Source organism: Desulforamulus aquiferis (assembly GCF_030577015.1).
Lineage (GTDB): Bacteria > Bacillota > Desulfotomaculia > Desulfotomaculales > Desulfotomaculaceae > Desulfotomaculum > Desulfotomaculum aquiferis.
The window spans coordinates 25,543-46,810 of sequence record NZ_JARPTC010000001.1 but is presented as its reverse complement, the minus strand read 5'-3'; the positions used below and the strand labels follow the sequence as shown (position 1 = coordinate 46,810).

General features: G+C 44.0%; 24 protein-coding genes. 7 read left to right on the top strand and 17 right to left on the bottom strand.

What is annotated here, in order from left to right; translation table 11 throughout:
• Positions 1-308: 308 nt before the first annotated feature.
• The 3 genes from groL to P6N53_RS00300 form a co-directional block, all read right to left on the bottom strand.
• Positions 309-1,949: a chaperonin GroEL gene (groL, locus tag P6N53_RS00310; protein ID WP_304540465.1), complete on the bottom strand. Its 1,641-nt coding sequence runs from the start codon at positions 1,947-1,949 to the stop codon at positions 309-311.
• A gap of 41 nt (positions 1,950-1,990) precedes the next feature.
• The gene (gene groES, locus P6N53_RS00305) at positions 1,991-2,275 is read right to left on the bottom strand and encodes a co-chaperone GroES (protein ID WP_304540244.1); all 285 of its coding nucleotides are present in this window, start codon (positions 2,273-2,275) and stop codon (positions 1,991-1,993) included.
• Between the two features lie 340 nt (positions 2,276-2,615).
• The gene (locus tag P6N53_RS00300) at positions 2,616-3,104 is read right to left on the bottom strand and encodes a MogA/MoaB family molybdenum cofactor biosynthesis protein (RefSeq protein WP_304540243.1); all 489 of its coding nucleotides are present in this window, start codon (positions 3,102-3,104) and stop codon (positions 2,616-2,618) included.
• A 94-nt stretch (positions 3,105-3,198) separates the two neighbouring features.
• Between P6N53_RS00300 and fdhD the strand changes: the two genes are divergently transcribed.
• Positions 3,199-3,987, top strand: coding sequence for a formate dehydrogenase accessory sulfurtransferase FdhD (gene fdhD, locus P6N53_RS00295; protein WP_304540242.1), 789 nt, complete (start codon positions 3,199-3,201; stop codon positions 3,985-3,987).
• 69 nt (positions 3,988-4,056) lie between these two features.
• Here fdhD and P6N53_RS00290 read toward each other — a convergent pair whose 3' ends face one another.
• Genes P6N53_RS00290 through P6N53_RS00275 form a run of 4 tightly spaced genes read right to left on the bottom strand, consistent with a single transcriptional unit; the run spans position 4,057 to position 7,825 of the window.
• On the bottom strand, positions 4,057-4,431 hold the full coding sequence (locus P6N53_RS00290; protein ID WP_304540240.1) for a winged helix-turn-helix domain-containing protein: 375 nt from the start codon (positions 4,429-4,431) through the stop codon (positions 4,057-4,059).
• Positions 4,432-4,439: 8 nt separating this feature from the next.
• Entirely contained in the window at positions 4,440-6,374 is a 1,935-nt protein-coding gene (locus tag P6N53_RS00285; protein WP_304540238.1) for a molybdopterin biosynthesis protein, read from the bottom strand.
• 27 nt (positions 6,375-6,401) lie between these two features.
• The gene (locus P6N53_RS00280) at positions 6,402-7,631 is read right to left on the bottom strand and encodes a molybdopterin molybdotransferase MoeA (RefSeq protein WP_304540236.1); all 1,230 of its coding nucleotides are present in this window, start codon (positions 7,629-7,631) and stop codon (positions 6,402-6,404) included.
• A 14-nt stretch (positions 7,632-7,645) separates the two neighbouring features.
• Complete coding sequence (locus tag P6N53_RS00275; protein WP_304540234.1) at positions 7,646-7,825, bottom strand: hypothetical protein; 180 nt, start codon at positions 7,823-7,825, stop codon at positions 7,646-7,648.
• A 175-nt stretch (positions 7,826-8,000) separates the two neighbouring features.
• Between P6N53_RS00275 and hemZ the strand changes: the two genes are divergently transcribed.
• Positions 8,001-9,482: a coproporphyrinogen dehydrogenase HemZ gene (hemZ, locus tag P6N53_RS00270; RefSeq protein ID WP_304540232.1), complete on the top strand. Its 1,482-nt coding sequence runs from the start codon at positions 8,001-8,003 to the stop codon at positions 9,480-9,482.
• Between the two features lie 50 nt (positions 9,483-9,532).
• Here hemZ and P6N53_RS00265 read toward each other — a convergent pair whose 3' ends face one another.
• From P6N53_RS00265 to tsaD, 4 genes are all read right to left on the bottom strand, one after another.
• On the bottom strand, positions 9,533-10,105 hold the full coding sequence (locus tag P6N53_RS00265; RefSeq protein ID WP_304540231.1) for a 5-formyltetrahydrofolate cyclo-ligase: 573 nt from the start codon (positions 10,103-10,105) through the stop codon (positions 9,533-9,535).
• 66 nt (positions 10,106-10,171) lie between these two features.
• A complete protein-coding gene (locus P6N53_RS00260; protein WP_304540230.1) occupies positions 10,172-10,603 on the bottom strand; it encodes an ACT domain-containing protein in 432 nt (143 codons plus the stop codon).
• 25 nt (positions 10,604-10,628) lie between these two features.
• Entirely contained in the window at positions 10,629-11,930 is a 1,302-nt protein-coding gene (locus P6N53_RS00255) for a phenylacetate--CoA ligase family protein (RefSeq protein ID WP_304540228.1), read from the bottom strand.
• A 293-nt stretch (positions 11,931-12,223) separates the two neighbouring features.
• A complete protein-coding gene (gene tsaD, locus P6N53_RS00250; protein ID WP_304540226.1) occupies positions 12,224-13,246 on the bottom strand; it encodes a tRNA (adenosine(37)-N6)-threonylcarbamoyltransferase complex transferase subunit TsaD in 1,023 nt (340 codons plus the stop codon).
• A gap of 199 nt (positions 13,247-13,445) precedes the next feature.
• Between tsaD and pdxR the strand changes: the two genes are divergently transcribed.
• Positions 13,446-14,969: a MocR-like pyridoxine biosynthesis transcription factor PdxR gene (gene pdxR, locus P6N53_RS00245; RefSeq protein WP_304540225.1), complete on the top strand. Its 1,524-nt coding sequence runs from the start codon at positions 13,446-13,448 to the stop codon at positions 14,967-14,969.
• A gap of 2 nt (positions 14,970-14,971) precedes the next feature.
• On the opposite strand, the gene rimI is transcribed toward pdxR, so the two are convergent.
• From rimI to tsaE, 3 genes are read right to left on the bottom strand one after another with little or no spacing between them, the layout of a single operon-like run.
• Positions 14,972-15,430 carry a ribosomal protein S18-alanine N-acetyltransferase gene (gene rimI / locus P6N53_RS00240; protein ID WP_304540223.1) on the bottom strand — a complete coding sequence of 153 codons (459 nt, stop codon included), beginning with the start codon at positions 15,428-15,430 and terminating at the stop codon, positions 14,972-14,974.
• Between the two features lie 8 nt (positions 15,431-15,438).
• A complete protein-coding gene (tsaB, locus tag P6N53_RS00235) occupies positions 15,439-16,149 on the bottom strand; it encodes a tRNA (adenosine(37)-N6)-threonylcarbamoyltransferase complex dimerization subunit type 1 TsaB (protein ID WP_304540222.1) in 711 nt (236 codons plus the stop codon).
• Positions 16,130-16,624: a tRNA (adenosine(37)-N6)-threonylcarbamoyltransferase complex ATPase subunit type 1 TsaE gene (gene tsaE, locus P6N53_RS00230; protein ID WP_304540221.1), complete on the bottom strand. Its 495-nt coding sequence runs from the start codon at positions 16,622-16,624 to the stop codon at positions 16,130-16,132. Before tsaE ends, tsaB begins: the two co-directional genes overlap by 20 nt.
• A gap of 411 nt (positions 16,625-17,035) precedes the next feature.
• Here tsaE and P6N53_RS00225 point away from each other — a divergent pair, with 411 nt between their 5' ends.
• A complete protein-coding gene (locus P6N53_RS00225; protein WP_304540219.1) occupies positions 17,036-17,227 on the top strand; it encodes a hypothetical protein in 192 nt (63 codons plus the stop codon).
• 47 nt (positions 17,228-17,274) lie between these two features.
• Here the strand turns inward: P6N53_RS00225 and P6N53_RS00220 are convergent, their stop codons facing one another.
• The gene (locus P6N53_RS00220) at positions 17,275-17,496 is read right to left on the bottom strand and encodes a hypothetical protein (protein WP_304540218.1); all 222 of its coding nucleotides are present in this window, start codon (positions 17,494-17,496) and stop codon (positions 17,275-17,277) included.
• 129 nt (positions 17,497-17,625) lie between these two features.
• Here P6N53_RS00220 and P6N53_RS00215 point away from each other — a divergent pair, with 129 nt between their 5' ends.
• From P6N53_RS00215 to P6N53_RS00205, 3 genes are read left to right on the top strand one after another with little or no spacing between them, the layout of a single operon-like run.
• Positions 17,626-17,928 carry a PadR family transcriptional regulator gene (locus tag P6N53_RS00215; protein ID WP_304540216.1) on the top strand — a complete coding sequence of 101 codons (303 nt, stop codon included), beginning with the start codon at positions 17,626-17,628 and terminating at the stop codon, positions 17,926-17,928.
• 2 nt (positions 17,929-17,930) lie between these two features.
• On the top strand, positions 17,931-18,584 hold the full coding sequence (locus tag P6N53_RS00210; protein WP_304540215.1) for an ABC transporter ATP-binding protein: 654 nt from the start codon (positions 17,931-17,933) through the stop codon (positions 18,582-18,584).
• A gap of 5 nt (positions 18,585-18,589) precedes the next feature.
• Positions 18,590-19,390: an ABC transporter permease gene (locus P6N53_RS00205; protein ID WP_304540213.1), complete on the top strand. Its 801-nt coding sequence runs from the start codon at positions 18,590-18,592 to the stop codon at positions 19,388-19,390.
• A gap of 170 nt (positions 19,391-19,560) precedes the next feature.
• Here P6N53_RS00205 and P6N53_RS00200 read toward each other — a convergent pair whose 3' ends face one another.
• Both P6N53_RS00200 and P6N53_RS00195 read right to left on the bottom strand, forming a co-directional pair.
• Positions 19,561-19,968, bottom strand: a complete 408-nt coding sequence (locus P6N53_RS00200; RefSeq protein WP_304540211.1) for a response regulator — start codon at positions 19,966-19,968, stop codon at positions 19,561-19,563.
• 130 nt (positions 19,969-20,098) lie between these two features.
• Complete coding sequence (locus P6N53_RS00195; protein WP_304540209.1) at positions 20,099-21,250, bottom strand: amidohydrolase; 1,152 nt, start codon at positions 21,248-21,250, stop codon at positions 20,099-20,101.
• Between the last annotated feature and the right edge of the window lie 18 nt (positions 21,251-21,268).

Below are 21,268 nucleotides of genomic sequence, written 5' to 3'. Positions count from 1 at the left end.
CAGAATTGAATATTAAAAACCACGATTAGAAATAGCATTAGCGTAGTTCAAAGGATACTTCGGTAATTATATTAAATATGAGTATTGATAGATTACCTGTTTGGCTGCAACTTAGGCCGTTATCTACCTACTAATGGCTGTGTGCTAGCTGAATATCTATATGCATCTCAGAAGTTCACCGAATTGATGAATAGACTATAAGAAATGTAATGACCACATTAGCTTTGTGAGCCAATGTGGTCAAAATGTGGTCATAGAACTATTTTATAACTTCCGACCCTTGATTTTACAGGGTTTAGGGGCACTTCTTACATCATGCCGCCCATGCCACCCATTCCGCCCATAGCGGCCATTGGGTTGGCACCGCCGCCTTCTTCAGGCTTATCGGAAATCAGGGTTTCGGTGGTAAGAATCATGGCTGCAATGGAAGCAGCATTTTGCAGAGCGGAGCGAGTAACTTTGGCAGGGTCAACGATACCAGCACCGATCATGTTAACATATTCTTCAGACATGGCGTTGAAGCCAATGCCCTTTTCAGTAACTTTTACTTTTTCTACAACTACGGAACCTTCAAGGCCAGCGTTGTTGGCAATCTGGCGGAGGGGTTCTTCCATAGCGCGCTTAACGATGTCAACACCGGTCTTAGCATCGCCATCCAGAACGATTTCATCTAAAGATGCAATGAGATCAACATAAGCGGTGCCGCCACCAGGAACTATACCTTCTTCAACTGCTGCACGGGTAGCGTTGAGGGCGTCATCAATACGCAGCTTCTTCTCTTTCATTTCAACCTCGGTAGCTGCACCAACCTGGATAACTGCTACACCGCCGGCCAGTTTAGCCAAACGCTCTTGTAGCTTCTCACGGTCGAAATCAGAGGTGGTTTCTTCGATTTGCTTCTTGATTTGAGCAACGCGGCCTTCGATATTTTCTTGCTCACCAGCACCACCAACGATGATGGTTTCTTCTTTCTTAACACGGATCTGGCGTGCGGTACCCAGCATTTCAAGGGTAGTCTTATCAAGCTTCAGGCCAACTTCCTCAGTAATTACAATACCACCTGTAAGGGTAGCGATATCTTCCAGCATAGCCTTACGGCGATCGCCAAAGCCAGGAGCCTTAACAGCAACAACATTTAAAGTACCACGCAGTTTGTTCAGCACCAGGGTAGCAAGAGCTTCACCTTCCAGGTCTTCACAAATGATTAGTACAGGCTTATTGCCGGTCTGAACAACTTTTTCCAGCACAGGAAGGATTTCCTGAACGGAAGCAATTTTCTTATCAGTAATTAAAATATAGGGATCGGACAAAGCAGCTTCCATTTTATCTGTGTCAGTAATCATATATGGGGAGATATAACCCCTGTCAAAATTCATACCTTCAACTACTTCTAAAGTAGTACCGATGCCCTGGGATTCTTCTACAGTGATAACACCGTCTTTGCCTACTTTTTCCATAGCTTCAGCAATCAGGTTGCCAATGGAATCATCGTTTGCAGAAATAGTTGCCACCTGGGCAATTGCTTCCTTGCTCTCGATGGGTTTAGACATAGCTTTAATTTCTTCTACAGCCTTCTCAACGGCTTTTTCAATACCGCGCTTAATGATCATGGGGTTAGCACCTGCAGCTACGTTTTTCAAGCCTTCACGAACAAGGGCCTGAGCTAAAACTGTAGCAGTGGTAGTACCGTCACCGGCAACATCATTGGTTTTGGTAGCAACCTCTTTAACCAGCTGGGCACCCATATTTTCGAAGTGATCGGGTAGTTCGATTTCCCGAGCAATTGTTACACCGTCATTGGTAATGGTGGGAGCACCAAATTTTTTATCCAGAACAACGTTACGACCCTTAGGTCCGAGAGTAACTTTAACAGCCTCAGCAAGGGCGTTTACACCCTTTTCAAGAGCTTTACGGGCATCTTCCCGGAAAATTATTTCTTTGGCCAAGATCTTCAACCTCCTTGAATTGTTTAACGTTAAACTTATTTAAGTTATTCAATTACAGCCAGAATATCCATTTCCCGAAGAATTAAAAATTCTTCTTCATCGATTTTCACTTCGTTACCTGCGTACTTAGAGAAAAAGACTTTGTCACCGGCTTTTAAATCGATGGTTGCACGCTGACCATTCTCCATTAGACGTCCGGGACCAACAGCAATTACTTCACCCTGCTGAGGCTTTTCCTTAGCAGTATCCGGCAGCACAATGCCGCTTTTGGTCTTTTCTTCCTGGGGCAGTGCCTTTACAACTACCCTGTCACTTAATGGTTTAATCACAAAAAACCCTCCTTTAGAATTATTAAGGTTTTTTTAAAATTTCGGGTTATGTTGTTAGCACTCGTTAATGTTGAGTGCTAACACCCAGTAATATAATATAGAACAAGAAAATTAAAAGCAAGCACTCCGAGAGTAAAAATTCCTAAATGAGTACTAATTTATCCAAATTACGGATAGTTATCTTTTAATTTCTCCTTCTACATTAGAATTACTGGTTTTATTAATCCCTTTTAAACCCAATTATATTTTTACCATATATCTGGTTATTTTATACTTTATTTAATAAAAATTGCCATTTTATTTAGGTCGATTTATTTCCGAATTGTTCTACTTTTAAAAGCTACCCTTGCCCGCATTCTCCGCCCCGACCAGATAAAATTTCTAGGCCATGGGGCAGCACAGGCATTATTACCTCCAGGCACTCCCTGACTCCTTTAACACTGCCGGGAAGATTTACTATTAGGGTCTTACCTCTGGTTCCACTAACGGCTCTGGACAGCATTGCCTTGGGAGTCTTCTTAAGACTTTCAGCCCTGATGGCCTCCGCCAGGCCAGGAACATTTCTGTCAATGACAGCCAGGGTTGCCTCCGGTGTGTTGTCCCTAGGACTTAGACCTGTACCACCCGTGGTAAGTATAAGGTCTAAATTATGCAGGTCTGATAATTCGACCAGGGTTGCCTTGATTACTTCCAAATCATCTGGTATAACTCTATATTGCTCAACCTGCCCCAAATTTGCTACCATTTCTTTGATGGTGGCCCCGCTAATATCTTCCCTTTGCCCCTGGGAACCCTTGTCACTCATGGTTATAATGCCTATTCTATACACGTTTATCACCTCTGTTTTTGAACTAACCTTCACAATCCTGATATATTGGGTTAAAATTAAACTAACTCGTATTAATGACCTAGGGGGTTGGGCGATGGTCTGGCACTTAAACAAAACAACTTCAAACATTGTCAAGATTAAGGGAGATAAGATTATCCGTACCGATGACTTGATCGTTCGTGAAGTCCCGGTCACACTGTTTCTTAATGGTAAAGAATTTGTGACTATGGTTTGTTCTCCTGAGGGCCTTGAGGAGCTGGCTGTAGGTTTTTTATGTTCAGAGGGTCTGGTCCAGACACCTGAAGACCTTATTGAAGTTAAGGTTGACTCGGAGAACGGTGTGATTCATGTTCAGGCCTCAGAGGGTGAATCAGAGGCAAAATTCCTCAAGAGAAATATCACTTCCTGCTGCGGCAGGGGAAGGCCGGTTTTTTACTTTGTAAACGACGCCAAAAGCATGAACAAGATAACAAGCAATTTACTTGTTAGCCCCGGACAGGTATGGGACTTGTCCGACAGGCTGGAAGAAATGTCGGTTTTATTCCGGCAAACCGGCGGAGTGCATAATGCAGCCCTTTGTGCACCCACGGAAGTGATACTCTTTTATGAAGATGTGGGTCGCCACAATGCAGTAGATAAGATCTTTGGACGGGCCTTTTTAAACCGCATTCCCCTGGATGATAAAATACTTGTTTTCAGTGGACGTGTTTCTTCAGAAATAATCATCAAGGTCGGAAAAATGGGCCTGCCGGTTATAATTTCTCGCTCTGCTCCCACTGACCTAGGCCTTGAGATGGCCAATAAGCTAGGTATAACGGTGGTTGGCTTTGCTAAGGGTGAACGTATGAATGTCTATACCTATCCTGAACGTATCCTGGGGTAAGAAGGGTAAGGGTAATCCCCTTACCCTTCTTTATTGCTTCGGGATTATTAAAACCCAGTTGTATCTTTTTCAACAAAAGGTACTCTTAAAGATTAGCTCCACTGCCTGATCCACCTGACGGCGAAACTCACCAAAGGATTCCACCAGCCTTACCCCTTCCTCAGTTAAAGAAGCACCCCCACCGGCATCCCCACCGATTTGGGTAGCTACTAAAGGAAAGCCCCAATTTTTTTCAGCGGTTTTTATCTTGCCCCAGGCAGCACGATAAGACATGCCCATAACCCGGGCGGCCTGGGAGATAGATCCATGTTCTTTGACATTGAGGAGTAAATAATACAAACCATCTCCAAAATTGGTACCACCCCGCTCCAACCAAACTTTACTATTTGGTTGAAAGAGCTCCTCAAGGGACTGGCGAAGGTACCTGGAGTTATCCTGTGCCATTTTTCCTCCTATATGCCCTGACGGTACATTACCCCGCCACAATCTCTTAAATCATAGCCCCCTAAAGCCTCTACCTGCTCTTTAAATTCTGGAGTAGCAATAACTTCCAGGAGCCTTTGAATATACGGAGTTTCCCAATATTCACCAGGAATGCAAAGGTCGTATCTTTCCTCCACCACCGGCACAAAGTCCAGTTCCAGTGCGTTAGCTGCAGCCAAAATTCCTAATCCCGCATCGGCATCACCACTGGCCACAGCAGCAGCAACAGCCATATGGGTATATTCTTCTCGACCGTATCCGTAGATAGTGTCTGGATTAATCCCCAGTTGGTTTAGCTTGTAGTCCAGTAATATTCTGGTTCCGGCACCCCTTTGTCGATTTATAAACCTTATACCTTCCCGGGCAAGATCCTCTAAGCCTTTAATGTTAAGTGGGTTACCCTTGGCCACCATTAGACCTTGCTGGCGATAGACCAGGTTTAGCAAAATTGCTGGCCGGTCACCCAATAATCTTTTAAGGTAACTTATATTGTATTCACCTGTTTCCTCATCCAGCAGGTGAGTGCCTGCACAGTGGCATTCACCCTTCTTGATGGCCGACAGCCCCCCAAGGCTTCCTACATTGGCACTGGATAAGCTGGCATCAGGAAATCTCTTGCGCAGGTGATTGGCCAGGATATCTAGGGCCATGTCATGGCTGCCTATAATTACGGTTGTTTGCCTTACCGCCTCTAGGGGTCTCATTAATTCTATTTTTACAGTTTCCCCGGCCCTATATCCCTCGGAAAGTCTTGGTACCCTTAACATGCCATCAGCTCTCACCAGTGACATGATTATGCCTGCCCCCCTAGAAATTGGCGTGGCCACAATTTTTTCTCCCACCTGGCCCAGCTTAACCCTGATAAATTCCTCCACTCCCATGGGGGAAGGCATCTTACGGGAAATAATAGCCTCCGCATATTCAGGTTCTGGAGGAACTGAGCCTAATTTTCGATATATAATTGGACGTACAAATATTTCCATGGTCAGGGCTGCAGAGACCGGGTAACCAGGTATGCCAATCACCGGCTTACCCTTTACCTCCCCAAGGATTACAGGTTTACCAGGTTTAATGGCTGCTCCATGGGTCAGAACTGTACCTAATTCCCTGATTAGCTGGGCGGTAAAATCTTCTCGCCCAGCAGATGAACCAGCATTAATTACTACCATGTCTGCCTCTTCCACCGCCGTGCAAACCGCTTCCTTAAGCTTATCCCAATCGTCCACAGTTATTGCCCGTCTGATTGGTTCGCCACCCCAGGTTTTCACCATGGCCCCAAGTACCCTTGTATTGTATTCAATGATATCACCGGGCTTAAGCTCTGTCCCAGGCTGTACCAACTCGGTTCCTGTGGGCAGCAGGGCCACCCTGGGCCTAGAATAAACTTTTATTTTACCGATACCGCCAGCTAAAATACCACCTATATCCACTGGCCGGATAGTGTGATTGGCGGGCAGGATCATTTCCGTAGCTACCAAATCTTCTCCAATGGCCCTAACGTGCTGCCAGGGAGAGGCGGCGGAGGTGATTTCAAAAACATCATCTTCCACAAAATGAATATCTTCAATCATTATTACAGCATCACATCCAGGAGGCAGCGGATCACCGGTATCCACCACCTGGGCCCTTTCACCCAACTTTATCTGCCTTGGCTCTGCATCCGAGGCACCAAAGGTAAGGGCTGAATCCACCGCAATTCCATCCATGGCAGAAGCGTTATAATGGGGGGAGGAATTGGCTGCAAATATTGGTGCTGCCGTTACCCGGCCTAATGCTTCCTCTACAGCAATTAACTCCGGGTTAGCCGGCTGCAGGGTACCTTTGGCCTCCAGGTGCTTTAGCAGACCCTCCAAGGCCTCCTCCCATGGCCGGTCATCAAGATATACATCTCTTTTATTCCTCATTTGACCGTCTCCTTGCAATATTTTAAGTTAAAACAACCATACATCTACAAGTTCTCCAGCTTCTACCCCTTCTTTGGAAAGGGGTAGGTGAGCCACACCATCGGCCTTAACCATGGTGCTGATTAGTCCGGATTTTCCTAAAACAGGTTCCGCCACTATTGAACCATCTTCTAAGCGGAGTAAAGTTACCCTAATAAAATCATCTCTGCCTGTTGCCGAGTGCATATTACGATTAATGGCCGCCCTCAAGGGAAATACCTTCCTTGCCAGGGGTAACCCAGCGGTCTCAATTATAGGTCTGGCTAAAAGGTCAAAAACAATCATGGCCGAGACAGGGTGCCCCGGCAGGCCAAAGACAGGTTTTCCCTGTACCACTGCACCTATTGAAGGTTTCCCTGGTTTGACGGCAATGCCATGAAATAACACTCCGGGTTCGCCAATGGTTTCAATTACCTTAGCTGTAACATCCCTGGCTCCCACAGAACTACCCCCTGAAACAAGCACTAAATCATTATCATTTAGAGCCTTTTCCATGGTACCCTTTAATGAGTCAAATTCGTCCTCAACTATACCGTATAGTTGGGGAGCTCCGCCCGCCTCCAGAACCTGCCCATACAAGGCATAGGAGTTAATATCCCTAACCTTTCCCAGCTCAGCCTCCTTTGACGGGTCAACCAACTCATTACCCGTTGATATGATCCCTACCCTAAGGGGTAGGTTAACAGGAACCTTGGTAACGCCAACAGCCGCTAATAGACCCAAGTCCTGTGGCCTTATCCGGTGACCGGCCTGCAGAACCACTGTACCAGCCTTTACGTCTTCGCCCCGGCGAACAACATTATCTCCTGGTGCCACCGGTTTGGTTACGCCAATGGTTAGTTCGTCCAATTCCTCAGTATACTCGACCATCACCACGGCATCCGCTCCCTGGGGCAGCATTCCTCCGGTGGGAATTGACCAGGCTTGTCCGGGCGCCACAGTACCAACTGCCTCCTGGCCCATCAATACCTCCCCGGTAACGTTGACATAGGAGGGCAAAGATTCTGTGGCCCCAAAGGTATCCTTGGCCCGGACAGCGTATCCATCCATGGTGGAACGGTCAAAACCGGGAACATCCTCCACCGCACAAATGTCCCTGCTTAAAATCCTATTTAGTCCATTTAGCAGGGGAACAATCTCTTCCCGGTTTCCCTTTGTCAGGTGCTGGGCCAAAGTGCTCCGGGCCTGTTGTACCGTTAGCACATTAAATAACTCCAAGACTACCCCTCCGCTTAAAAACAGCCTAATTCACAGGCCTTTATTTTTATTTTATTCAGATCGCAAATATCTCCTATAACCTTTGGGGGGACCTTAAACTCCCCGGCAATTTTGCGGGCAGCAGTACAAGAAAGCTTTCCTTCTTTAGCCCCTTCCCTGACAGCCTGAACCAGTTTTTCATCATACTCACTCACAAGTTTCTCCCCCTTTTTATTAAATACTATCTTTTGTGTTATTATTACATTACAATGGCAGATTATCCTGCTTGTGCCAGGGCTTGTTATGTCTTTTTTTACATAACGAGCCGATTAATAATTATTCTGGTATTCCCATAATAGAAATAATCAGATACTAAGGAGCGAAGTAAACGTGATTATTGGTCTGACTGGTGAAGCCGTAGATTACGTCGGAACCATACAAGATATAATATGGCTGTTCTTTCCCGGGGCAGAATTATTACCAAACAATACAGCAGGCACATACATCAAGCTGGAATTTGGCAATGAGGGAAACGGACTTTGGGCTGAGGCTCAGTTTTATCATCAGGGTGCTGCCAATGCCTATCGGGAAAATGGCACTCCCCTCACACCTGGGGAAGAGGCCAATGAATTTAAGAGATTGGCCAAACTGGTAATTTATCTTTCACTGGCAGCTGCCACCTCGCAATTGCCAAGTCCCTGGGGTATTATGACCGGCATTAGACCTACCAAGGTGGTTCACCGGCTTTTGGATTTCGGATGGTCCCCGGAAAAGGTGCAGGGGTACTTGGTAGATAAGTATGCCCTAAGTCAGGACAAAGCTCTTCAGATTACTGATATTGCCGGCAGACAGCGCAGCATCATACTTACAGGTGAACAAATGTCAAGGTTTATCAGTATATACATCGGGATTCCCTTTTGCCCCTCAAGATGCCTGTACTGTTCTTTTCCGTCCTATCCCATTAAAAGAAATAAGTTAATGGTAGAAGATTTCTTTAAAGCCTTAATTGAAGAAATTAAGCGGGTCGGCGAAATGATAAAATCCCGGAATTTAATCGTCCAAACAATTTATCTCGGCGGGGGCACTCCGACCAGTCTTAACCTGGATATGCTACTCACTCTCATGGATACAATAAATCTCTATTTGAAGGATTCTAATACCGTAGAATTTACCGTAGAAGGGGGACGTCCCGATACATTAAGCACCGAGGTTCTTACCTTGCTGGCGGAAGCAGGGGTGGATAGGCTAAGTATTAATCCACAAAGTATGGTGGAAAAAACATTAAAGGTCATAGGCCGGGCCCATAGTATTGAGGACATCTACCAGGCAATGGCTATAGCCCGTAAAGTTAAATTTAAAACCATTAACATGGACTTGATCATTGGTCTTCCCGGTGAAACCCCAAGGGATGTTCAAGAGACAGTTAATCGCGTAATTGAACTGGCCCCAGAAAACCTTACCATTCACAGCTTGGCAGTTAAGCGTGCTTCTGATTTAAAGCAAAGGCTGGAGGAATTTCCCCAGGCATCAGCGGAAGAAGCCGTGGAAATGTGGCAAATAACTGCCAATGGAGCGCTGGCCCTAGGGCAGCACCCCTACTATATGTATCGTCAAAAACAAATGGTGGGAAATTTGGAGAACATCGGTTATACCAAACCAGGCCATGCTTGTATTTATAACGTCCAGATGATTGAGGAGCGGCAAACCATCGTGGGATTAGGGGTAGGTGCCGGCTCAAAATGGGTTAATCCCTACGACTTAACCCTGGTTAATGAATATAATGCCAAGGAACCCAGACAATACGTCGATCGGCTGCAGGAATACTTGACTCGGAAGGTAAACTGGCTTGGCAAAGTCGGGTCAAAGGAATAGTGTCTTTTTCATTAAGTCGAAAAAAGATACTGCCACTGACCTAGGGGAAATTATTTTACCTTGATAATTCGTTCTTCTGTTACCACATATTCTACCCTGCAATCATGGGGTTCCATGTAATTGGAGAGATCTTCCATCATTTGCATTTCATATGCCAGGGCGATTGTTACTGCACCTGGTCTAACCCTGGGCAGAAACCTATCATAATAGCCTCCACCGTAGCCTAAACGGTTTCCCTTGGGGTCAAAGGCCGCCCCAGGAACAACAATTAAATCAAGGTCCTCAGCTGAAATCGGCAAAAATACAGCGGGCTCTAAAATACCATAGGGTCCTGGCACCAGTCCCCCTGGATAGCTCAAAAGCTTCGCTGCCTTCATGGATTTTTTATTTGAATTTACCACCGGGACAGCTATTTCTTTGCCATCTTGCAAGGCCCTCTCTATTATATGGCCGGTTTGTACTTCATTTTTAATGCTTAGGTAAGCCATCATTGTGTTGGCTTTTAAGAAAGCATCAAGGACCAGCAGCCTTTCCGTAATCAAGCTACTCCTATTAAAGGCATCCTGTGGACTTAATAGTTCCCTGGATGCCAGAATCTGTTTTCTCAAACTCTTCTTTTCCACTTCTTCCTCCAATGCTAACCGATGAGAAAAAGTCCCTCCCCTGTGGGAGGAACTTTTATTTAGTGATCATATAAGGTATACTTCATCTCCTGGCACAATGCGAATTCCCTTTTCCTGCAAAACCTTAATGGCTTCGTCAACCTGCTCAACTCGGAAAACTATTAAAGCTGCGGTGGCAGTTTGAGTTACAAAGGCATAAAGGTACTCAATATTAATCCCAACCTTGTCCAGGTGCCGTAAAATACTGCTCAACCCACCTGGCTGATCTGATACTTCCACTGCGATAACATCAGTGGTACTAACAGTAAAGCCTGCTTCTTTAAGAACCTGATAAGCCAGCTGTGGCTTGTTGACAATCAGGCGAAGTATCCCAAAATCCGTGGTGTCAGCAATAGATAGTGCCCGAATGTTGATATCGTTTTCACCCAGTACCTCCGTGACCTTAGCCAGACGACCCTTCTTATTCTCCAAGAAAATTGAAATCTGTTGTACTCGCATTTCAATACCTCCTTTATAATCAGGTCTATAATTCACGTTTGTCAATTACCCTCTTAGCCTTACCCTCACTGCGCGGAATGGATTTTGGCTCCACAAGCTTAATCTTAGCAGATATACCCAGGACACTGAGAATTCTCTCCTTTAATCTCCGCTCTAAAACTTCTAGGCCGGCAATCTTATCTGAGAACATTTTGCTGGAGAGCTCCACCTGAATCTCCAAATCATCCATGGCTGCTTTACGGTCAACCACCAGCAGGTAGTGGGGTTCTGTTTCCCCAAATTCCAGTAAAACACTCTCGATCTGGGAGGGGAATACGTTTACTCCACGAATAATCAGCATATCATCGGTACGTCCGGTAATTCTTTCCATGCGCACGTGTGTTCGTCCGCAGTCACATTTTTCCTCATATAGCACAGATATATCCTTGGTGCGGTAGCGAATCACAGGGAAGCCTTCTTTAGTTAAGGTTGTAAATACCAATTCACCCTTTTGACCGTAAGGAAGTGGTTGCTCTGTCTCCGGATCAATTATTTCAGGAATAAAATGGTCATCAAAGATATGCAGACCCTTTTGATGTTCACACTCCATGGCTACCCCAGGTCCTAGAACCTCGCTTAAGCCGTATATATCATGGGCCTTGATGCCAAGTTTTTCTTCTAACTGAAGCCTCATATTGTTAGACCACGGCTCAGCACCAAAAATGCCTGCCTTTAGCTTTATATTTTCCTTAATACCTGCTGCAATAATCTCATCGGCCATGAACATGGCATAGGAAGGTGTACAGGTGAGGATAGTTGTACCAAAGTCCTGCATAAGCATCAGTTGGCGAGCTGTATTACCACCAGATATGGGAACAATTGTGGCGCCTAGCCGCTCAGCCCCATAGTGAATGCCAAGTCCACCTGTAAACAAGCCGTAACCATAGGCATTTTGGACAACATCCTCCTTTGTGCCACCAGTCATAGCCATACACCTGGCAACCAAGTCAGCCCAGGTATCCAGGTCTTTTTTAGTGTAACCCACCACAATTGGCTTTCCGGTAGTTCCTGAGGATGCATGCATCCTGACAATTTCACTGCGGGGTACAGCAAACAAGCCAAAGGGGTAAGTATCCCTTAAATCCTTTTTAGTGGTAAAGGGTAGCTTCCTCAAATCATCCAAAGATTTAATATCTCCAGGGGATATACCCTTTTCCTGAAAAGCCTGACGGTAAAAGGGAACAGAAGTATAAACCCTTTCCACCAGTGCCTTAAGTCTTTTTAATTGGAGTTCAGCTAATTGCTCACGGGACATAGTTTCATGATATGTATCCCAGTACTTGCTCAACTATTTACACCTCCATACTTCCATTCTTTTAGTCCTTACTAACTGTATAAGTTTTATTGTATTCTACAGAAAGCCTTGAGTTCCTACCTGGCAAACTATGATAACAAAATTTTTACCTGTCCGAACACAAAAGTAATGTTCGTTTTATTCAACAGTTATATTCACAACAAAAATCCTTGATTGTCAAGTTATTAACAGACTTATCCACATTATCCACAGTAATTGTTCCACAGAACAGTGGAAAAACCATGCTGCAGTCACGTTTATGTATACTTAAAATTATCCCTTTGAAGCTAATATTTGTCCTGTCCAAGGGTAAGTCCCGGTATAGCATTCAATGAAAGGGGTGCAAAATCTCCCCGTAAGTACTTATAATAGCCCGCACAGGCAATCATGGCAGCATTATCGGTGCATAAGTTCAATGGTGGAAAGAAAACTTTACATCCGGCCTCACCGGCCTTTTCCAGCAGCAAATTTCTTAGCTCACCATTTGCCGCCACCCCCCCTGCCGTGATAATTGTTTTGACCCCGGTTCGGCGGGCAGCAGAAATTGTTTTATCCACAAGGACCTCAACAACTGCCCGTTGGAAGCTGGCAGCCAGATCTGCCCTGTTTATTTCTTCATTAAGCATTTTAGACCGATTTAAATAATTAAGAACTGCTGACTTCAGTCCGCTGAAACTGAAATCTAAGCTGCCCTCCTCCAGAAATGCCCTGGGGAATTTTACAGCCTGTGAATTACCCTGCCTGGCCAGATTATCTATCAAGGGCCCCCCAGGGTAGCCAAGGCCCATTGCCCTAGCCACCTTGTCAAAGGCCTCACCTGCAGCATCGTCCCTGGTTCGCCCCAGGAGTTGATATTCTCCCCTATTGGGCAAATAAACAATATCCGAATGTCCTCCTGATACCACCAGGCAAATTAGTGGAAATTCCAGCCCAGGCTGAGCTAAAAAATTTGCACTAATATGTCCCTCCAAATGATTCACACCGATCAACGGAATATCCAAGGCATAGGATAATGCCTTGGCAGCAGCTACACCAACCAGTAATGCACCTACAAGACCCGGTCCATAGGTAACAGCAACTGCTGTGATATCCTTTAGGCTAACCTCGGCCTTCTCAAGGGACTCAATAATTACAGAATTAATGTTTTCTAAATGTTTCCTGGAAGCAACCTCAGGTACCACCCCGCCGAATTTTTGATGCACTTCTATTTGAGAGGAGATGATATTTGAGCGGAGCTCTGCTCCATCCACCAACACCGAGGAAGAGGTTTCGTCACAGGAGGTTTCTATTCCTAATATAATTACGCTCATAAGTCCACCCTTTTATAATGCTTAAATTATTACAGTTATACCCAATCCCATATAGTGCTATTATAACAGTCTCTCTGAGCAACTAGAAGCTTCTCATAAAAATAGATTTAGCTTTTTCAGTTAGCAGGAAATATCGTGCTAATATCCAATTTTATAATTTATACTGGAAATTGCGCTGTGGATGGAGTGATTTGTTCATATGGATATATCCAAATACCTGGCAGGGACTAAACTAAATCCCCTGGCTAAAGAACCATTATATCTGCAATTAGCAAACCTGATAGAGGTAAAGATTAAAAACCATGAAATACAACCTGGTACAAAACTGCCCCCGGAACGGGAACTGGCTTCTCTACTTGATGTAAGCCGAACTACAACCATTAACGCCTATCGTCACCTTGAACATCGTGGTTTTGTAAAAACAAGGGTGGGTAGTGGTACATATGTATCAGATCCCTTAGCGGAAATGGGTAGTGAGCGGCCAGGTATTCCTTGGCCACAACTATTTATTCCCTACAATCAATCACCTTTTTCCTCTATTTTAAGGGAATTAGTGGCAAACCCCTTGGGTTTGGAAAGCATATCATTGGGCACCGGCATGCCGGATCCAAAGCTATATCCCCTAAAAATATTCCAGAGCTTAATGGAGAGTGAGCTTAATGCCCTCAATTTAGCAGATCTTGGCTATATACCAACCGAGGGTTATACCCCCCTGCGGCAAACCTTAGCAGTCTATCTTCGGAATAAAGGAATAAATGTAACTGCTGAAAACGTAATGATCCTCTCAGGAGCACAGCAAGGACTTTACCTGATTACCAAAACCATTTTGGTGCCTGGTGATTATGTGGTGGTTGAGTCTCCAACCTATATCGGTGCCATTCAACAATTCCAAAATGCTGGCGCACGACTTTTGACCTTACCCTGTTCTGAGCATTTCCCATTGGCCCTGCTGGAGGATTATTTAATTCGTTATCGCCCTAAGCTGCTTTACCTAATTCCTACCTTTAAAAATCCCTCCGGCCGTGTAATCCCGGAACATCAGCGTCGGGAGCTTTTACAATTGGCAGCCCGACATAGATTAGTTATCCTTGAGGATGACCCTTACAGTGAATTATATTACCAGGACGCACCCCCACCATCCCTAAAGGCCCTCGATAACTACGATGGGGTAGCCTATTTAGGCACATTTTCTAAAATTTTATTTCCAGGCTTGCGTACAGGCTTTATTGCAGCTAATCCCTCCCTAATCAATAGATTAGCTTTAGAAAAACAATATGTTGACCTCCACAGCAATAATTTAACCCAGTGGCTGGTGCAGCTTTTTTTAGAGCAAGGAAACTTGTCCGACCACCTCGCTATGGTAAGAAAGGAATATAAAAAACGCCGGGATACCCTGGTCAGGGTTACCCAGCGACTTTGTGGTGACAATCTCACATTCCTTCCACCCCAGGGAGGCTTTTATCTCTGGTGCAGATTAACCAAAAATACATCTTCTACCAAACTATTACACGAGGCAACTAAAAACGGTATTTCTTTTGTTCCTGGCCAAGCCTTTTATCCTACTCTTGAAGGCGATCAGGAACTGCGTCTCTGTTTTGCCACTCATGATGAAACAGTTTTGATAGAAGGAGTTAAAAGGTTAGCAAAAAGTTTTTCTCAAATTCACAAAAAGGGTAAATACACAGGTTCGGCAATATCCTCTTCTGTTCATCCAATAATCTAATGTTACTGTTCCAGGCAAGGGAATTCTACCCACATAATTATGGCATCCTCATTTGTATCTGTATAATATTTTTTGCGAAGTCCCTTTTCTTTAAAGCCAAGTTTTTTATATAGTTCCCTGGCAGCCATGTTGGAGGGGCGTACCTCAAGGGTCATCCTGACAGCCCCTCTAATAATAGCCTGTTGTATCATTTCCAGCATCAAGGCTTCTCCAATACTTTTTCCCCTGTATTCTGGATGAACAGCCACATTAGTTATATGGGCCTCATCTAGCACCAGCCACATACCGGCATAGCCTATTACCTTATCCTGTTCCTTTGCCACCAGATAATAGGCAAAATTGTTGCTCAAAATTTCATAAGTAAAGGCCTGCTGCGACCAAGGAGTGGGAAAAGAAACCTGTTCAATCTCTAAAACCCCTGGGATATGATCCACTGTCATTTGAACCAGCTGAACACCCATTATAGCACCTACTTCCTACCCTGGCAGGCTAGTTTAACCTCAGCCTCAGATAACCTTACATACTGGGCTTGAAGTTCTAATGGCCCAACACCTCCGCCCCTGGCCATTTCTAAATGACCAATCTCAGCCACTGCACCACCCCTGGGCAGCATGGCAGACTGTGGAGCAAAAATAGCCCGGTCTCCTAATAGGCTTAGGATCTCCTCCCTATATTCTACAACCGCATCCCCCAGAAAAATGACTGTTTCCTCATATCTTGATAAGATAGAGGCAAGGTCTTTTACACTAAGGGCTAGAGGCCCCTCTATGTTATGGGGTCTACCTAAGATTGCACCCCTAAAAATACTAGTATAAACTTCATTTTTACGGGCATTTAAGATTGGGCAAATCAATTGCCCCGAAGAAACCACCGGCAGCGCCAGCGCCTCCAGGGTAGAAACTCCAACCACTGGGACTCCCCAGGTCAAGGCTAAGGTTTTTGCAGTTGTCAGTCCAATGCGGAGTCCTGTAAAAGAACCTGGGCCAGAGGATACCGCCACTCCATTAATTTGTTCTTTCTTTATGCCAGCCTCCTCAATAACTGCTTTAATCATGGGCAGTAGATTTATTGAGTGGGTGCGGCGGTTATTAACCAGTCTTTCAGATAAAATCATTCCTCCCCCACCAACAACAGCAACGCTGGCCACAGGAGTTGCCGCTTCAATTCCTAATATGTACAAGATTACTCAACTCCTCCAGTAGCAGAAGATAACGTTCTCCCAGTGGTATTAGCTTAATCTCACGCAGATCCTCTGAATCTTCATGCCTACTAATAAAAACATCCAAGCGTTCCTGGGGCAATACTTCCTGAACCCTCTCTGCCCACTCAATTAGACATATGCCTTCACCATAAAAGTATTCCTCATAGCCAAGATCATACATCTGTTCCGATCCATCTAATCGGTATACATCAAAATGGAAAATCGGCATTCGACCATGATATTCGTTAATAAGTGTAAAGGTAGGACTAGTTACGGGAGCCTTAACTCCTAACCCCGCCGCAACTCCCTGGGAAAAAGCAGTTTTTCCTGCCCCTAAGTCTCCATTGAGGCAGATAACATCTCCCGGCATAAGTAATTTTGCCATAGCTTCTGCTAAAGCCCTTGTTTCAAGGGGCGAATTGGTCTTAATGACCAAATTATTTGCTACACCCAATAGATCACCTTCATTCATACTAGCTGCAATTAGCTTATTAGATTAGCGCTATTAGTACCTAACTCAACAAACTATCGTTATTATATAGCAAAGATTCCTATCTGTAAAAGACTCACAAACAAAACTCCAAGGTATTCACCCCGGAGTCAAATACTGTTCTCAGATTTGAAATTGCCCACCTCTGCTTAATAGTACCATAACTAAAAAGCCTATGGCTAACCAAAACCACCATTTTTTGTAAATTTCTGTTTTAGCCTTTTGTTCGGACATTATGATTTCCCTCCGTTATATCAATTAGTTATATATTACCCAGGTACAAGTAGCTTTAGTCAAAGGCTATATCCTCTAATTTGTCACATCTTGCAGGAATATCGCATATTTTACCATATCAGAAATAAAGGAAGTGAATATATGTTTTCCCCGGATATTGACCCCGCAATTTTAAAGCGTTATCTTCCTACCATGTCTAAAGAGGATCTGGAAGATATGCTCAAGAAAGTGGAAGAATGCCTGAGATATGAAACCAATGGGCAAAAGCTCATGAGAATAATGGATAATCAGACCATACTTGAGAAGGCAATTGATACCTATTACAACTGCTAAGCCAGATAGCAAAGACCCCTATTCAAAAGGATAGGGGTCTTTGCTAATTAGGAGGGAAGAAAGAATCGAAACAGCTGATAGGTCAGAGAAAACAATGGCCATAGGGCAAATACTGCCAATATGATGCCAGGTGTTTCACCCAAACCCAGCTTGTTGGTAATTGCCGGTACATGCCTCATAAGCCTAAAGGCTGCCCAAATCCAAAACAAGAAAGTAGTAATTACAAAAATAATCGTAACAATCTGATATAAAAGGGCATTAATGCTCAAAATAATTCACACCCCTAATGATACTCTTACAAGTATTGCCAGATACAAAGAATTAAAACATCTTGCTATTTTTTTTATAAAAGTATAATATATAGTTACTATAACGCCGTACGATAACGAGGTGCGATAATGTTAAGGGAATTGTTTTTGGGGTTTATACGGGTTCATATTCTATATCATGCATCACTGGCACCGGTCTATGGTCTTGAGTTAATTCGAGAATTGGAGGATCACGGTTATCATGTAAGCCCAGGTACCATGTATCCCATCTTAAGTAAGCTAGAAGCCGATGGACTGCTTATTTCCGAAAAGATTAACGTTGAAGGAAAGATTAGGAAGTATTATAGCCTGACCAAAGAGGGCTGTGCTATTTTGGAAGAAGCAAAGGTAAAAGTCAAGGAGTTAGCCTTGGAAATATTCGAGGAAAGGTAGCTATGATGTTATTTAGATTTGAGGGTATTACTTATACACTGGGTCTTCGTCAAGAACGGAAAATATCTGTTTCCGGTTCCCTTAATGAGGGCTTTGCCCTAATTGTCCGAGGCCCCTCAGGTGCCGGCAAATCTACCCTGCTCCGAGTATTAGCCAAACTGCAAACCTGTTTAGCCGGAGAAGCTTATTTGGAGGAAAAGAGTTGGCAGGAAATCCCTGTAACCACGTGGCGCTCTAAAGTGCATTACCTTTCCCAAAAGCCAGCCTTATTTGATGGCACCGTTGCAGAAAATCTAGCAAGGCCCTTTGGAATACTCGCAGGGACTAAGAAACAATTTGATCCGAACCTGGCAGCTAGATTAATGAAAGAACTGTTGCTTCCCTCGGATTTATGGGACCAGGATGCAAGAACTTTATCTGGTGGCGAAGCCGCACGACTTGCCTTTATTAGATCCTTGCTCATCGATCCCATGGTATTACTATTAGACGAACCTACTGCCTCCTTGGATGAGAAGTCCCGGTGTGCTTTTTATGAGGTTTTATCTCGGTGGCTGGCTCAACCAAGTAAGGCAGCCCTGCTTATATCTCATAATAATGACTTTAGAGAGCTTTCTCAATTAGCGTACCTTGATATTGATAGTAATCCAAGGAGGTAATAAATATGGACCATTCAACTATTCCCATATCTAATCTCCAACTGGCTTTCTCAGTTTTGCTAATCCTGATATCAGGTGCCATATCGTCATTGTTAAAATTAGGCTTACTAAAACCTCTTTTATGGGGTTCAGTGCGCACCTTTATACAACTGACCCTTATGGGTTATGCTTTAACCTATTTATTTATAATTAATAATCTATGGCTTATTTTAGTTATCGTCACGTTGATGTGTTACATTGCCTCTAAAACTGCAGTAAAAAGAACTCCCAATGTTCCAAATTACCCCTCTATGTTGGCCTTTTTTTCCTTATTGGCCAGTACCTTTTTGGTGGGTTCAATAGTTACGGGATTAATCATCTCCCCCGAACCATGGTATTCCGCAAGAATTGTCATTCCTATCTTTGGCATGATATTAGGAAATTCCATGAACGGCATAGCTTTAGCCTTAGACCGCCTATATAGCGAAGCTAGGTCCCGTTCGACAGAAATTGAAGCACTGCTTACCTTCGGGGCCACTCCCTGGGAAGCCATTCGCCCTAGTCTGCGAGAAGCTGTCAGGGCAGGTATGACACCTACTATTAATTCTCTGATGGTGGTAGGGCTAGTTAGTTTACCTGGGATGATGACTGGTCAAATATTAGGTGGCGCAGACCCTCAAGAAGCGGTACGTTATCAAATCGTTGTAATGTTAATGATTTCAGCAGCGGTTGCCATAGGCTGCCTATTACTGGTGGGCCTATCTTATAAAAAACTTTTCAACAAGGATGGTGCCTTGGAACCTTTTATTCTACACAGCCGACAATAAATAACATTAGGGATCTGTTTCTGCAGATCCCTAATGCCAGTATAGATGTTAGCCCTAAGCTTTGTCCTAATAAATATGTCAAAGAAACCATAATTTAGGACATTAATCCCATTTACTTACAGTACATAATTCATTTACACTATATAAAACTTCAATTTCAGAATATTTCTCTAAGCATAATTTTCCAGACAGGCTTGTTCAAAAGAATTAAAGTGACTTTTAAACTCTTCCAGCAGGTGTTTTATTTCCTCTACATCAAAGGGCTTACTCATACACCTAATAGCACCCTTCTTAAGGGCAAGGGTAGCAGTATCATCAGCACTATAGGCGGTCATCATTACAACCTCTGTTCTAGGAGAAATCTTCTTTATTTTACCTAATGCTTCAAGTCCCCCCATAACAGGCATGCGAACATCCATAAAAACTAAATCTGGTTTAATAGTTATTACCTTATCCAAGGCCTCGACACCATTTTGAGCGGTATATGCTTTATGCCCAGATTCCTTTACCAGAATCTCTAGTAAATAGCGTACCCCCGCTTGGTCGTCTACTATTAAAACATTCAGCGCATTATCCATTTTTTCTACGCCTCCCGACAAATTGTGACATTGTTCCATAAAAGTAACATATTACCATTTTTTATATAGTTTCGACGGCAAGTCAAATATTCCTTCTTAAGATTAAAAACTTTGTACAATTTTTTTCTTGTTAGGGAATAACTTGTTGTCCCGATACTAATAGTGCTACTACTTGATAGTTTGGGTCGAACAAATGTCGGTCAATTATTATTATATCTGCATCTTTACCAGGTTCTAGGGAACCAACCCTTTTATCTATTCCCACCAGCCTTGCTGCGTTAATTGTTATTGCTTTTAATGCTTCTTCCTCTGGCAATCCACCCTTTACAGCCAGCCCCGCAGAAAGGGCCAGATAATTGACCGGAACTACCGGATGGTCAGTCATAATAGCAAATTGAACCCCAACCCTATACAAGGCCATAGCTGTCTCCAGGCTTCTATTCATTAATTCCACCTTAGCACGGCTGCTTATTACCGGGCCCACCACTGCCTTTACACCAGCTGACGCTAGCCAAGGGGCTATTAGATGTCCTTCAGTACAGTGTTCAACTATTAACTCCACATTAAATTCCCGAGCAATTCTCACGGCTGTCATTATATCATCGGCCCGGTGGGCATGAACCCTGAGGGGTATCTCTCTATTCAATACTCTGGCCACAGACTCCATCTTTAAACATCTTTCGGTAAAAATATCTTTCTCGTGGGATTGTTCCTTCTTAGCTAAGTAATTTTGTGCCTTAACTAAAGTCTCCCTTAACAGTGCCGCAGAGGCCATCCGGGTTGAGGGCATTTTCTGTCCCTTGCCATACACCCTTTTAGGGTTTTCCCCAAGGGCACATTTTAGCCCAGCCGGAAACCTAATGATCATATCATCCATAATTTGACCGTAGGTCTTCATGGCCACCATTTCCCCACCGATAATATTGGCACTGCCAGGACCGGTTACTACAGTGGTGATCCCTGCTGCAAGGGCATCCTTAAAACCAAGGTCAGCTGGGTTTATAGCATCAATTGCCCTTAAATGGGCAGTTATAGGATCTGATACTTCGTTTGTATCGTCCCCCTCAATTCGAAATACCTCCTCCATAATACCCACATGAGTATGTGCATCTATTAATCCTGGCATAACAATTTTACCCTTTGCGTCAATAATCTTCATATGATCTGAAAGAGGGATATCTTTACCTACTGATACTATTCGACTTCCTTCAACCAATACTGTACCCCTAGAAATAGATTGGCCAGCCATAGTCATGACATGGCCGTTTACAATTGCCAGCATAATTTACCCCCTGATTAT